Raw genomic sequence first — 13,934 nt, forward strand, 5'->3', positions numbered from 1 at the left:
CTCCTGATTCATATCTCTGTGCCTCTCTGTGAACTCTGTGGTAGTTCTCTCGGCCCTCCATGACGCCCCCCGCCAGCTTCGTCCTCAGCCCAGCCCCCATTCCCACCACCCCCTCCGAGTTTCAGCCTGGAGAGGGGGCCGAGGCGCAGTTTCTCGGCGTGGTGCGCAGCCAGGAGGACGGGCGGACCATTTCCGGCATCGACTACAGCGCCTACCTGCCCATGGCGGAAAAGACATTGCAAGAGCTCGTTGACCGCGGCCAGCGTGAGCACGGCCCGCACCGTGTCTTCATCCAGCACCGCCTCGGCTTCGTGGCTGCGGAGCAGCCGAGCATCGTCATTCGCGTGCAGACCAAGCACAGCGCGGAGTCCTTTGACCTGTGCCGCTGGTATTTGAAGGAGATCAAAACCAGCGTGCCGATCTGGAAGCGCGCGGTTTTTGTGGGGTGAGCGCCCTACTTTTCGCGTCCCGCAAAGACGCGTGACTTCACCTCCTCCCACGCGGCAAGGGCTTCCGGACTGGCCTCATGGTCTGCGAGGCGCCGGTCCAGCAGTTTCAATACTGCAGCCTCGTCGAATGCCTCAGCATCCTCGGCATCGGCTGAGTTCAGCAGTTCCTCGGCCAGTCGCCGTTTGTCACGGGAACTGAGCTGCCGGACAGCGGGCAACGTTTCCAAAATCACGCAGGGAGTTTACCTCTCCCGGAATCTCCTGACAACGTGCAAAATGCTCCTTTCCCTCGTTGCCCGAACTCGTATCCCTTTCACATTCCCCTCCCCATGCCAACGCCCCCCTTTCACTACCAGGAACTCCTCGAACTCGGCACCGACGACACCGAATACCGTCTGCTGACCAAGGAGCACGTCTCCGTGCAGAAATTTGGCGAGAAGGACGTCCTCGTCGTCGATCCCGAAGCACTCACCCTGCTGGCCAACCAGGCTTTTCATGACATCAATTTCTTCCTGCGCCCGAAGCATCTGAAGCAGGTGGCCGCCATCCTCGACGACCCTGAGGCGAGCGAAAACGACCGCATGGTCGCGCTGACCATGCTCAAGAACGCCGACGTGGCCTCCGCAGGGCTGCTGCCCTTCTGCCAGGACACCGGCACCGCCATCATCATGGGCAAAAAAGGCCAGCAGGTCTGGACTGGCGGCGGTGATGAGGCTGCCCTGTCCAAGGGCGTCTATCTCGCCTACACGGAGAACAACCTGCGCTACTCCCAGAACGCCGCGCTGAACATGTTCGACGAGAAGAACACCGGCACCAACCTGCCCGCTCAGCTCGATCTCTACGCCACCGACGGCGACGTGTACAAGTTCCTCTTCATCGCCAAAGGCGGCGGCTCGGCCAACAAGGCCTTCCTCTACCAGGAAACCCGCGCCGTGCTCAATCCGAAGAGCATCGTCAAGTTTCTCAGCGACAAGATGACCTCTCTCGGCACCGCCGCCTGCCCGCCCTACCACCTGACCTTCGTCATTGGCGGCACCTCGGCGGAATCGACGATGAAGCACGTCAAGCTCGCCTCCACCAAGTACTACGACAACCTCCCCACCACCGGCAATGAGCACGGCCGCGCCTTCCGCGATGTCGAACTCGAAGCCCAGATGCTGCAGGCCGCGCGCGAGTGCGGCATCGGCGCGCAGTTTGGCGGCAAATACTTCGCGCTGGACGTACGCGTCATCCGCCTTCCACGCCACGGCGCTTCATTGCCCATCGGCATTGGCGTCTCCTGCTCGGCCGACCGTCAGGCCAAGGGCAAGATCACCAAGGAGGGCGTCTTCATCGAGAAGCTCGAAACCAACCCGCTCCAGTACATCCCCGAGGAGCTGCGCCACCGCAAGGACACCAACGCCGTGCGCATCGACACCAACCGCCCGATGGCCGAGATCCGTGCCGAGCTGAGCAAGTACCCCACCACCACGCGCCTGCTCATCAACGGCCCCATCATCGTCGCCCGCGACATCGCCCACGCGAAGCTCAAGGAGATGATCGATGCCGGCAAGCCCCTGCCCGACTACTTCAAGAACCACCCTGTGTACTACGCCGGCCCGGCCAAGACACCCGCAGGCATGCCCAGCGGCAGCTTCGGCCCCACCACCGCCGGCCGCATGGACAGCTACGTGGACATCTTCCAGAGCCACGGCGGCAGCATGGTCATGATCGCCAAGGGCAACCGCGGCCAGCAGGTCACCGACGCCTGCAAAAAGCACGGCGGCTTCTACCTCGGCAGCATCGGCGGCCCCGCCGCCATCCTCGCCAAGGAAAACATCAAGAAGGTCGAAGTCGTCGAGTTCCCCGAGCTCGGCATGGAGGCCATCTGGAAGATCGAAGTCGAAGACTTCCCCGCCTTCATCCTCATCGATGACAAGGGCAACGACTTCTTCCAGACCGTGGGTCCGGGCTGCTCGGTGAAGCATTGACACTAATTTAATATTGTTGCCACGGTAATAAGCCCCACAAGGGATGAGTGAACAAAAGCGGTTTTGCCTGTCGATAACTTGGCCGTTCGAACAAGCGGTCAATGATCGAAGATTTCCGATTTTGCCATTCGTCTAATTGCCTTGAAAACACCTGCCAGTTTTGATGAGTGTCCCCAAATACAATCCAGAATAGCACCGCGTCCACAGATGGGTATTTGTTCAGAACAGCGCTAGCCAGGCTTTGCAATGCGCACGGAACGTTCAAAAAAGTAGAAAAGCATACCAAGTTTATATCGTCTGAAATCACATTCGGAAATTTGGCTGTTCCACGCAATGCATCTGTTACAAAGCGATCAAGATCCATTTGGTTTGCCGCTTCACTTCGATGTTGATTGAACAACGCATACTCAACACTCGAAGTTAAGTTCTTTACCTCCAAATTCACGCGATGTTGTCTACCCGACTGGTCAATTGGAATCGTTAGCATGCTCCAGTCGACAGTTTTGGAGTATGTTGCAAGATCATCCGGTTTTGGAAGCAGACTATGCTCATGGGCAATGGTCTCCGGAACAACGTCATTCCATAAACCCAGCCAGAACAATTCGGCTATCGCGTTGATGTGTTTGCGAGGATGCTGCAGGTCATTTTTCAACCTTTTGTCCTTAAGCCACAAGTGTGGCAGTTTATTTCTTGCTGTCCTAAACACATCGCAAACCCACCGCAGGTCCTCGCTATTAAAGCCCGTCCCTTCTGTGTTTGCTTTTGTAAGCAGCTCAAACTTGCTGGAAAATGGTAACGCTTTCTCAAAAGAGTTTCTGTCTTCCCCAAAATGATAACGGACGATCGGAATCTTATAAAAACCGCTTCCGATTCGAACCCGAATTTTTTTTGGCGGTAAGAGCTTAAAACTCTCTAGACCAATCCAATCCAAGTCTTCTTTCAATTGGCTCGCGTAACCCGGCAGTTCATCGCGCCTCAGATACCCATTAGAGATGTACCCTTCGTATCCATAATGCAAAGCTGCCAGCAGGTCACTTTCAGAAATCATGGCGATTTATACACTATGAGCCGGAGGCTCGCAGGAAATTAGCCGGTGGTGAAGGGAGCGCAGCGACCGGGAACCACCGGATCTACGCCCATCATCCCGCGCACCTGAAGGACGCGCCCGGTAGGGGCGCGAGAAGTGTGCGCATCCCCCCACGACATGCGCCGCATAATGCAGAGACACCTTCTCGCTTCCTTTCCGAGGACGACGTTGGTTTGAGTGCGTATGGTTTGGTTGTCCGAAAAAGTGAGTTTGAATTCTTCCCAAGCCGCGTTCCCATCATCCATGCACAATCCCCTCATCCGCGTCACCATCTGGAACGAATTTGTCCACGAACGGCAGAATCCCACCGTGGCCGCCATCTATCCTCAGGGCATCCACGGGGCGCTGGCGGAGTCGCTGTCCAAACATGGCGACCTCGTCGTCCACACTGCGACGCTGGACGAGCCGGAGCAGGGACTGCCGCCTGTGGTGCTGGATCAAACCGACGTACTCATCTGGTGGGGCCACGCGGCGCATGATCAAGTGAGTGATGAACTCGTCACCCGTGTACAAGAGCGGGTGCTCGCCGGCATGGGGCTGATCGTTTTGCACTCCGGCCATTTCTCCAAAGTCTTCAAGCGTCTCATGGGCACGAGCTGCGCGCTGTGCTGGCGCGAAGCGGGCGAGCGCGAACGCGTTTGGAAAATCAATCCCGGCCACCCCATCGCCGCAGGCATCGGCGACTGCATCGAGATCGAGCAGTCAGAAATGTATGGCGAGCCATTCGGGATCCCGACGCCGGACGAGCTGGTCTTTGTCTCCTGGTTCCAAGGCGGCGAGGTGCTGCGCAGCGGTGCGACGTGGACGCGTGGCAGCGGGCGCATCTTTTACTTCAGCCCCGGCCACGAAGTGTATCCCATCTACCACCTGCCGGACGTGCAGCGCGTCATTGCCAATGGCATCCGCTGGGCCCGCCCACAAGGCGAAGCCGCCAACACACCGCGCCACGTGCCGGTGGAGCAGGCGCGCGAGAAGATCGAGGTGCGCGGCGGCACGGTGCATGTGGAAGACGGCAAGCTGGCCGGGCATTGAGGAGCGCGGAATTCATTCCGCAGCAGGTCGGCCGCGCCTGGCGGGTGTTTTTTCATCTCAGAGTGCGCAAACACGCTGACTCTTGGCTTGTAAGAGCGCAGGCAAAAGCGGAGTTGGATCTGCAGCGGAGTGCTGCGTCATCAATTCCGCGCTCCACAGCGGCGATTCCGCCGCTACTGCGCCACGATATTCGCTCGCCCGCCGCGCAGCACATACTTCTGGATCTTCCCTGTCGCGGTCTTGGGCAGTTCCGCAATAAACTCAAAACCATGAGGCACCTTGAAGTGCGCCAGGTGTTCGCGGCAGAAGAGGCGCAATTCCTCGGGGGTGGCGGTGGCACCAGGCCGCAGGACGATGAAGGCCTGCGGCGTCTCCCCCCATTTTTCGTGAGGCAGGCCGACGACGGCGGACTCCTGCACGGCGGGATGGCGCAGCAGCACGCCCTCCACCTCCACGGAGGAGATGTTTTCGCCGCCGCTGATGATGATGTCCTTCCAGCGGTCGCGGATTTCGATGTAGCCGTCCGGATGTACCACGGCGGCGTCTCCGCTGTAAAACCAGCCATTGCGGATGGCCTTGGCGGTGGCGGCAGGGTCGTTGTAGTAGCCTTTCATCACGGCATTGCCGCGAATGATGATCTCGCCCATGGAGGCGCCGTCTTTGGCAACTTCTTTGCCGTCGTCATCGACTACGCGGACCTCGGCATTGGCCAGGTATTCCACCCCCTGCCTAGCCTTGATGACGGCACGCTCGCGGGCGCTGAGCTGCGCATGCTCGGGGCGGGATTCGCTAATGGTCACGATGGGGGAGACCTCCGTGAGGCCATAGACATGGGTGATCTCCCAGCCCAGCTCGCCCTCCATGCGCTCGATGGTAGCGGCGGCGGGTGGTGCGCCGGCAGTGATGACGCGGACGCCACGGGGCACATCCCGGCGCACTTCCTCCGGTGCATTGGCCATGCCGATGAGCACGGTGGGGGCCGCGCACAGCAGGGTACAGCCCTCCTTCCGTATCGCCTCAAAGATGAGCCTCGGGTCCGCCTTGGGAATGCACACATGCCGCCCGCCCACGGCGGTGACGGTCCAGACGAAGGTCCAGCCATTGGCATGGAACATGGGCAGCACCCAGAGATAGCGGTCCGCGCTGGTGAGGTGCGTGTGCATGAGGTGGCCCATGATGTTGAAGGCGGTGTTGCGGTGGGAAACCATCACTCCTTTCGGATTCGCCGTGGTCCCGCTGGTGTAGTTCAGCGCGATCATGTCGGTCTCGCTGATTTCAGCGGCGGTGAATTCGGGCGTAGAGGCTGCCAGCAGCGCCTCGTAGCTCGTCCAGCCCGCCTTTTCCCCAGAAAGCGCCACAAAGTGCTCCACCCCCGGCACCTGGGCGCGGATGGAGTCCACGGCATCCAGGTAGTCCGCATGCACGCAGGCGATGCGAGCGCCGCTGTGGTTCAGGATGTAGGCAAAGTCAGCGGCGGTGAGGCGGAAATTGATCGGTACAATGACCGCGCCGATCTGCGGCACGGCATAAAATGCCTCCAGATGGGAATGCGTGTTGGGCGCGATGGTGGCCACCCGGTCTCCCGGCTGCACGCCCAGCCCCTGAAGGGCCGCCGACCAACGGTCGCAGCGCTCAAAAAACTCTCGGTAGGTGAAGCGGCGGCCCCCATCCACCACGGCCTCGCGGTCAGCATACAGGCGGCGGGCACGGCGGGCAAAGTCGAGGGGCGAGAGCGGCGTTTCCATGAGAAGAAAACGCAAACCCTAGCCGAAGGCCGCTGAGAAAGGCGAGAGAAAAGAACCCGGCCGCCACCACCTGTGGGCAACAAAAAGCCACGCGACCGACAAACGGCCTGCGTGGCTCAGCCTGGATTCAGGTTTTGGGGGGAGATTACGCCTGGCGGCTCTGGATGCGAGCCACCATCTCGCGCACGTGCCAGGCTTTGTAAGCCCGAGGCTTCAAGATGGCGAGGCTGCGGGAGAAAGAGCCCCACTTCAGCACGTGAATGGTCACGTGGCGCGTGCCCCAGCTGTGCATCATGCCGAAGGTCGGCTTGTAGAGATCGATGGTTTTCGTGCCGACCAATGCAGAGCCGTAGTCATCCACAACGTAGAGGGAAGGATCTCCCTTGATCTGAAACACCGTGCCCACCGGGTAGATGGACCAGTCAGCCGCAGCGCTGCGGATCTGCCCATGCCTGAGCGGGGTGCCGGCGGCGGTACGCGCACCGTATTCGATGTGGTCGCCTTCGTTGTGGGTGTAGGCGGTGGTTTTGACGCCTGAGATGACCTGGCCTGGAGTGCCAGCTGGGGTTGTGGTCGTGGAGGAGCTTTTGACTACTTCTTCCGCAGCAGCGGAAACGCACAAGGCAGCAAAGCACAGAAGGATGGTTGGATTCAAACAGTGGGGTTGGTTGTTGGGCACGCCCTCCCGAATGGGGGTCCGGGTTGGGGGGCGCGCAGGGTGTCGAGTTCGACACCCCTGTCAACGCGGGGATTTGTAGCCGATTTGTGCCTGAAAACTGGACTTTAGACCGCTCTAAAGGCAATTTCAGCGCCGTTTTGTCACTTTGGAAGCAAAACCGCCCCGTAAGCCTCCGCCCCGCCGGGTGATGTCATGGTCTGCCCGCCGAATGTCGCAGGTGCGACACAGGCCCCCGAAAAAATTAGCCTTCCAGAGGGGTGCCAGGCCATGCAATAGGCGTTGTCTCCCTTGGCCCCCCCGGTGGGCAGGAGCCATTCGAGGCCTCCTTTTTCGTCAAATGCAGCTGTGAAAATGTCCGTAGCGCCCTGGGTCTTGAGTGTCTGCCCGGCAAAGGTGGCGGTCTCTGAAAACTCGCCCGTCACAAAGCAGCGGCCAGTGTTATCCGTGGCGACGCCGAGGCAGTAGTCGGTGGCAGGCCCTTGCAGGACGTGGCTCCAGACCAGCTTGCCCTCGGGGCTGAAATGCGCGAGCACGCCATCGTTGTCTTTGTCACCGGTGCTGTGCGCCGGACCGCCATTGAGCACGCCTTTGAACATGCCTGCGCACCAGGTGCGGCCTGCGGTGTCCACAGCGATCTCATGAAAGCCTGCGCTCGGCACCCCCGGCAGAAAGGCCGCCCACACGGCCTCTCCCGCAGGCGTGAGCTTCAGCACCACCCCGGCCTGCGCCTTGGAGTCCAGGGCCACGCCATCCATCGTGCCCGTACCGCCACCACTGCCTCCTATATAAATAGAGTCGGTGCCATCCACTCCAAGGCCATGACCGCTGCCGGAGAACTTGCCGCCGGTGGTCTTGACCCACTTCAGATTTCCTGCGGCGTCATACTTGGCGCAGAAGATGGGGCGGGTGGTGCTGCCCGCATTGACGGTGACGTCGCCAAATTTGGCCTCCCCGGCCACTGCGCCAGTGACGACGATGTCTCCCTTGGAATCGACGACGATGCCGTGGCCGTAGTCGTAGCCTTTTCCGCCAGCGGTTTTGATCCAAATAAGCGCTCCTTTTGTGTCGTATTTGGCAATGAAGATGTCGTAGTCGCCGGCATTGGGCAGGGTCTGCCCATTCGCCTGCGCATCCGTGCTTTGGTAATGGCCGGTGACATAGGCGTTTCCGGCCGCATCGGTGGCCACGCCGTAGCCGCGGTCCACCAGGCTGCCGCCAAGGCTGCGCACCCAGAGGAACTTGCCGTCCTTGGACAGCTTGGTGAGAAAGAAATCCGTACTCCCCAGGCCCGTGCGCTTCTGGTCGCCAAAGGTGCCGTCGTCCGTGGTCTCGCCCGCCATGAAGACATTGCCCTCGCGGTCAAAGGTGACGGCGCGGGTCTTGTCGCTCTTGGCCCCGCCGCCTCCGGCCACCCATTCAAAGGTGGGCGTGGCGGCATGGAGGGAGGTGGCAAACAGGGCGAGGCAGAGCGTGCGGAGCGAGATCATGGCCCGCAGCATACGGGCGCACGGGCGCAGCTATTACGCACTTACTGAATCGGCGAGAAATCCGTGGCCTTCATATAGACGCTCTTCACGCCTTCGGACTGCGGCATGATGGTCAGGGAGCCGCCGTTGGCAGCTTCGCTGGCGGCCTTGGCCTTGACCCAGTCGGGGTCGGCGCGGAAGGCGGTGAAGGAGGCCAGACCGGCGTCCTTGCTGTCGTGGGCCAGGATGTAGATGAGCTTCTTGCCAGCGCCTTTGTCGGCATCGGTGGGCGTCCAGTAGGCGAGGTTGGTCATGCCATGCTTTTCAAAGAGCTTGCAGGTGTGGTCGCGGAAGCGGGCGTTGAGCGCGTCCAGCTTGCCGTCGTTGCAGGTGTAGGTGCGCATTTCAAACACACGCGGCTTCCCGCTTTTGGCGATGGCCACTGGAGGAGAGTAGTCCGTGGGCGTCATGAAGATGGACTCCGGCGCTTTGGCCAGGATTTTGCCGCCTTCCTCGCTGGCCTTGCGTGCCGCCTGCCATTCGGGATCTGCGCCGAAGGCTTTGAAGCTCTCCTTGGCGGCCTCGCGGCTCTTGTGCTCCAGCACATAGATGAGCGTGGTCTTGGAGCCGTTCTCCTCGTCCACCGGCACCCAGTAGCCGATGTTTTTCATGCCATGCTTTTCAAACAGCTTGCAGGTGTGGTCACGGAAGCGCGCCAGCAGCGCATCCAGCTTTCCCTCGTTGCAGGTGTAGATGCGGAGTTCATACACCGGTGAGTCAGCAGCGTGGAGCAGCGGAGCGACGAGGCTGGCGAGAGCAAGGGCGAGAAAGGTGAGGCGCTTCATGAGGGTGGAACAAACGCCGCAGGAAGGAATGCTTATCAAGAAGCCGCTGCGAGAATCCCCGCCGCCTTGTGCAGGGTCTCTTCGTATTCGTACCGGGGTACGGAGTCGGCGACGATACCGGAGCCGACGTGGAAGGAAATTTGATCTCCCTGCTGCACGGCGGTGCGGATGGCAATGTTCCACTGGCTGCGACCGTCGAAGCCGAACCAGCCGATGGCTCCGGTGTAGAGGCCGCGAGCGTGGTGCTCGAGCTCGGCGATGATCTCACTGGCGCGTTTTTTCGGAGCGCCGGTGATGCTGCCGCCAGGAAAGCAGGCACGGAAGGCATCCACATGATCGACATGCGGGCGCAGGGTGCCGGTGACGGTGGAGACAAGGTGAAAGACCTGGGCGTAGCTTTCCACGCGCCAGAGCTCGGGGACGGAGACGCTGCCAAATTCGCAGACCTGGCCGAGGTCATTGCGCTCCAGGTCGGTGATCATGAGCAGCTCGGCGCGCTCCTTCACCGAGGATGTCAGCTCGCGCACGGCGGCGGCGTCGCGCTCGGGGTCATCAACAAAGCGCGGACGAGTCCCCTTGATGGGGCGCGTGGCGATGCGCGAGCCCTGCATGCGGAGAAAGAGCTCCGGCGAGGCAGAGAGCACGGTGGTGCCTGCCAGACGCATGAAGGCGGCGTGCGGCGCGGGGGAGATGGCGCGCAGTTTCAAATAGAGCGCCAGGGCATCGGCCTCCCAGGGCCATTCCGCACGCCAGGGGTAGGAGAGATTCACCTGGTAGATGTCTCCGGAGGCGATGTAGCGCTGCGCCCGCTCCACCATGTGGATGAAGTCCACGCTGCGCACCCCGGGCTGGAACTGCAGGCGCGGTGCTGCGGCAGGTGCGGGCCTGCTGGCGACGGGCTGCCATTTAAAATCGCCAAATTCATACCAGCGGGCGCTGTCGTGCCGGTACACAAGGCCATGCGGGTAAATGCCGAAAACGAAGCGGCCATCATACCCTACCCAGCCATACAGCCCGCCGGCGGAGGCACGGGGGGTGCGCAGGGCGCTGCGCACCAGCTCCCAGTCCTGGTCAATGTGCCCCTGGAGCACTGCCACGGGCTCTGCTGTGAGCAGGGAGATGGCCCCCGGAGCCACGAGGGAGGAGTCCATCCACACAAAGCCTTCGCGCTGGCACAGTTGTGCCGCAATTTCAGGCGGGGAGAAGGAAAATGCACACGGGCGGTAGTGTGGTGACGTTTCAAGGGCATGAGAAAACAACGGGAGGGAGTGCCCTTCCGGCATTTTGAACGAAGAACCCTGAAACATTGACACTAGGAAGCCCAAATCGTACCATGAGCGTCTTTTTCAGCAACTCGTGACTCCTCCTTCCACCATTCTAGCCTCAGAGCGTGACCGTTCCTCAGTGATCGCTTGGGGAACGCTATGTGTGCTGGCGACGGTGCAGACCGTCATTGCGCTTAAGCTGCTGACTTTCGGCTCTTCTCCAGCAGTAGAAAACCCGCCTATCACGGCGGTGCCCAGCATGGTGCCGGAAATCGGCCAGATAGCCCTGCCCTCCACTGCCACTGCTCCGCCGCTGCCAGGTTCGCTCATGCCTGCGCCTGTATCTGCGCCCATCGTATCCACGGCTCCGCCACCGATTGGTTCTTTCAGCAGGCCGGGATCTGAGGTGCCGATGCCCGCGCCCACGTATGCCCCCCAGACTCCGCCGGCCCCCCCTCCGCCACTGATCTCAGCTGCGCCTGTGCAGCCCATGACAGGAAAGCCCCCTGCTCAGACTTCCGCACCGCCCGCAGCCACCGGCCCGGCTGGTGCTGGATTCAAGACCACCGCCCCGCCCGGACCCAACTCAAAGCCGGACGCCGCCACGGCACTGCTGCGCGACGTCAACTACGTGGTCACTGCGGCGAAAGACCTCCGTGGCCTGAGCGACATGCAGGGCACCTTGGAGCTGCTGCGCAAAGCGGACGAGCTGACCCCTGACCATCCGGCGATCATTGCCGAGATGGCGGAGACGTATGAACAGATGGGGATCATGGCCAAGGCCACGGACGCCTGGCGCCGCATCCAGCTCCTCGGAGCCACGAAAGCGGGCATCTATTTTGAGCTTGCCTCAAGGCGGCTTGGCGCGGGTTCGGCAGGGGCGGCGACGCCTGCCATGCCTGCATCCGGAGCTGACAGCGAAAAGGTCCTCCGCCTGGGGGCCTGCCAGGCTGTACGCGATTTCCGGGTCCCCTCGGGGGAGCGCTATGTGCTGCGCGTGCCCATTTCCCGGGTGGGAAACCAACCCATCAATTCTCAGGCGCTGAACCTCGAGGTTTTCTTCTTTGACCGCGTCAACAACGAGAAAGTGGCCCTGACGGTGGCGCCTGAACCCGTCGAATCCTGGCAGTCCGCTCCGGTGGACTGGAACGGCACGGGGGAAGAGATCCTGGACGTCGTTTACCACCTGCCCGCACTCTCTGCCGCCGAAATCCAGCAGCATGGACGCCGCACATACTACGGCTACATGCTCCGGCTCTACTACAACAACAAACTCCAGGATGTGGCTGCCGAGCCCCGCGATCTCCTGGAGTACGGATCGACCCCTGGCACTGCTCCTGCAGGTGTCAATCCGCTGCTCCCACCGATGGGACGATGATCGCCACTGACATGCCCACATGACTCTTTTGTTTGTCGATTCCAGTACCGCCTTGCGCGGCACACGAGCCACCTGGCTGAGGGACAACCTCCCCGGCTACACGGTGGTCGATTTTCCCACCCCCGCACTCGCAGCCGAATGGGTCGCAAAAGCCGACTCTCTGGACATCCTGGTGACCGAGGCGATTTTTGAAACGCAGGAGACCGGCTTCGCGCTGCGCGACACGGTGCGTGCGCGCTTTCCGCAAACGCGTGTGCTTTTCAGCACGCGCTATGATCTGACGGGGTTTGAGGACCAGATAGCCGACGGGCTCGTGCTCAAAGACGCCCCCTACACGCCGGAGAAACTGCTGGAGCGTGTGCGCGCGCTGCTATCGCTGCCGGTGGAGTCGAATGAGCCGCCGCCGGTCATGGTGCCCGGGACGGTGCTGGGAAACTACCAGGTGCTGGAACGGCTTTACATCGAACGCGAGTCGGAAACCTACCGTGCGCTGCAGATCACGGTACAGCGCCCGGTGGCGCTGGTGCTGCTGAAACCGGAGTACCTGAAGCAGCCGGACGTGGTGGCCAAATTCAAAGAGCGTGAGCGTGTGAAAGCCTCGCTGATGCATCCGCGCATCGCCCCGCTGTATGAGGCGGGAGAAACAAACGGATGGCTCTTTTACACGCGCGAGCTGCCACGCGGGCGGAGCCTGTCGGAAATCGAGCTGACGGATGAAATGCTCAGCGAGCGCCGGCTGGCGGAGGTTTTGTTCGGGGTGGCGGAGGCCATGCAGTTTGCCACGGAGCGCGGCTACCACTACCGCAGCATCTCGCCGCGGGACATTTACATCGACGCAGACCACCAGTCGAGCATTGTGAATTTCTTCCGTCCCGCCGTGCCAAAAAAGAGGGATGCCCAGGCGGATGTGAAGTCGTTTCTCGACCTGATGCGCCCCGTGGCAGCCGAGGGCAAGGCCCGCGGCCTGCTGCAGACGCTGGCGGCCGCCAACCACGACTGGAACGGCCTGCTGAACGCTCTGGATGATGTGCGTGATGACATGCGCGAGCGCAGCATCGTGCGCAAGATCGAGGCTGAGACTCTGCCGGTGAACGTCAACGGTCAGAAGCCCTGGTGGGTCTGGGCGGTGACAGTGGTCATTCTCGTCGTCGTGGCGGCACTGGGCGCGATGATGAACGGCAGCCATGCACCACGGGCCGCCAATGCGTCTGCACTCCCCATCGAAATGGTGCGCATCCCTGCAGGCACCTTCGTGTACCAAAAAAATGAAAAGGTGAAGCTGCCGGAGTTTTGGATCAGCAAGCATGAAGTCACCATCGGCCAGTATGCCAATTTCCTGAAGGCCTTGAAAACCACGAAGGCAGACGCCTTTGACCACTCGCTGCAGCCCAAGACCAAAACCAGCCATGAACCGGTGAAGTGGGGCCAGTACTACGCCGCAGCCAAAGCGGGCACCACCTTCAACGGTGAGAGCATCACGCTGAACACTCCCGTGTCGCAGGTGGACTGGTGGGACGCCTACGCCTTTGCCAAATGGAACGGCCAGCGGCTGCCGACCGAGCAGGAATGGGAAAAGGCGGCACGGGGTGAGCATGGCCTCATCTACCCCTGGGGCAACCAGCCCAACAGCAAGGCCGCAAATCTGGGAGACGACTACGACGCCTCCCCCAAAGGAAAGGGCGGCAAGATCGACGGCTACAATCTCTGGGCACCGATCACCCGCGAAACACAGGACGTCAGCCCCTATGGCGTGTGCGACATGGCTGGCAACGTCAGCGAATGGACCGCTGGCGAGACACAGGCCGGCGAGTGGCCCTCGCACCCGGACTATATCGACATCAAGGTGCCCGTCGTGCGTGGCGGACACTTTGGCCTGAAGAGCAACGACCAGCTGCTCACCGACAGACGCTTTCCTGAATCCGCAAACGAGGCTACACTGGCACGTGGCTTCCGCACCGCCACCAGCACAGCTCCTGCCTCCAGCACCATTTCTCCAGCCAAAAACAATCATTGAAGCC

General features: G+C 61.3%; 12 protein-coding genes. 5 read left to right on the plus strand and 7 right to left on the minus strand.

What is annotated here, in order from left to right; genetic code table 11:
* Positions 1–59: 59 nt before the first annotated feature.
* Positions 60–449 (plus strand): molybdopterin synthase catalytic subunit, encoded by a 390-nt coding sequence (locus ACFQDI_RS10695; protein WP_377166297.1) that lies wholly within the window; start codon positions 60–62, stop codon positions 447–449.
* Positions 450–454: 5 nt separating this feature from the next.
* On the opposite strand, the gene ACFQDI_RS10700 is transcribed toward ACFQDI_RS10695, so the two are convergent.
* Positions 455–682: an addiction module protein gene (locus ACFQDI_RS10700; RefSeq protein ID WP_377166299.1), complete on the minus strand. Its 228-nt coding sequence runs from the start codon at positions 680–682 to the stop codon at positions 455–457.
* 96 nt (positions 683–778) lie between these two features.
* On the opposite strand from ACFQDI_RS10700, the gene ACFQDI_RS10705 reads away from it, so the two are divergent.
* Positions 779–2,419: a fumarate hydratase gene (locus ACFQDI_RS10705; RefSeq protein WP_377166301.1), complete on the plus strand. Its 1,641-nt coding sequence runs from the start codon at positions 779–781 to the stop codon at positions 2,417–2,419.
* Positions 2,420–2,426: 7 nt separating this feature from the next.
* Here ACFQDI_RS10705 and ACFQDI_RS10710 read toward each other — a convergent pair whose 3' ends face one another.
* Positions 2,427–3,467: a hypothetical protein gene (locus ACFQDI_RS10710; RefSeq protein WP_377166303.1), complete on the minus strand. Its 1,041-nt coding sequence runs from the start codon at positions 3,465–3,467 to the stop codon at positions 2,427–2,429.
* A gap of 282 nt (positions 3,468–3,749) precedes the next feature.
* Here ACFQDI_RS10710 and ACFQDI_RS10715 point away from each other — a divergent pair, with 282 nt between their 5' ends.
* Complete coding sequence (locus tag ACFQDI_RS10715; RefSeq protein ID WP_377166305.1) at positions 3,750–4,538, plus strand: ThuA domain-containing protein; 789 nt, start codon at positions 3,750–3,752, stop codon at positions 4,536–4,538.
* A gap of 173 nt (positions 4,539–4,711) precedes the next feature.
* Here the strand turns inward: ACFQDI_RS10715 and ACFQDI_RS10720 are convergent, their stop codons facing one another.
* The 5 genes from ACFQDI_RS10720 to ACFQDI_RS10740 all read right to left on the minus strand — a co-directional run bounded on the left by ACFQDI_RS10720 (position 4,712) and on the right by ACFQDI_RS10740 (position 10,424).
* Positions 4,712–6,283, minus strand: coding sequence for a long-chain-fatty-acid--CoA ligase (locus ACFQDI_RS10720; protein ID WP_377166307.1), 1,572 nt, complete (start codon positions 6,281–6,283; stop codon positions 4,712–4,714).
* A 145-nt stretch (positions 6,284–6,428) separates the two neighbouring features.
* Positions 6,429–6,938 (minus strand): 3D domain-containing protein, encoded by a 510-nt coding sequence (locus ACFQDI_RS10725; RefSeq protein ID WP_377166309.1) that lies wholly within the window; start codon positions 6,936–6,938, stop codon positions 6,429–6,431.
* A 164-nt stretch (positions 6,939–7,102) separates the two neighbouring features.
* Positions 7,103–8,449 carry an SBBP repeat-containing protein gene (locus tag ACFQDI_RS10730; RefSeq protein ID WP_377166311.1) on the minus strand — a complete coding sequence of 449 codons (1,347 nt, stop codon included), beginning with the start codon at positions 8,447–8,449 and terminating at the stop codon, positions 7,103–7,105.
* Between the two features lie 41 nt (positions 8,450–8,490).
* Positions 8,491–9,273: an NIPSNAP family protein gene (locus tag ACFQDI_RS10735; protein ID WP_377166313.1), complete on the minus strand. Its 783-nt coding sequence runs from the start codon at positions 9,271–9,273 to the stop codon at positions 8,491–8,493.
* 35 nt (positions 9,274–9,308) lie between these two features.
* On the minus strand, positions 9,309–10,424 hold the full coding sequence (locus ACFQDI_RS10740; RefSeq protein WP_377166315.1) for an anthranilate synthase component I family protein: 1,116 nt from the start codon (positions 10,422–10,424) through the stop codon (positions 9,309–9,311).
* 205 nt (positions 10,425–10,629) lie between these two features.
* On the opposite strand from ACFQDI_RS10740, the gene ACFQDI_RS10745 reads away from it, so the two are divergent.
* Both ACFQDI_RS10745 and ACFQDI_RS10750 read left to right on the plus strand, forming a co-directional pair.
* Complete coding sequence (locus tag ACFQDI_RS10745; protein ID WP_377166317.1) at positions 10,630–11,916, plus strand: hypothetical protein; 1,287 nt, start codon at positions 10,630–10,632, stop codon at positions 11,914–11,916.
* Positions 11,917–11,935: 19 nt separating this feature from the next.
* Positions 11,936–13,930, plus strand: a complete 1,995-nt coding sequence (locus ACFQDI_RS10750) for an SUMF1/EgtB/PvdO family nonheme iron enzyme (protein ID WP_377166319.1) — start codon at positions 11,936–11,938, stop codon at positions 13,928–13,930.
* Positions 13,931–13,934 lie beyond the last annotated feature (4 nt).

Source organism: Prosthecobacter fluviatilis (genome assembly GCF_042655725.1).
Classification (GTDB): domain Bacteria; phylum Verrucomicrobiota; class Verrucomicrobiia; order Verrucomicrobiales; family Verrucomicrobiaceae; genus Prosthecobacter; species Prosthecobacter fluviatilis.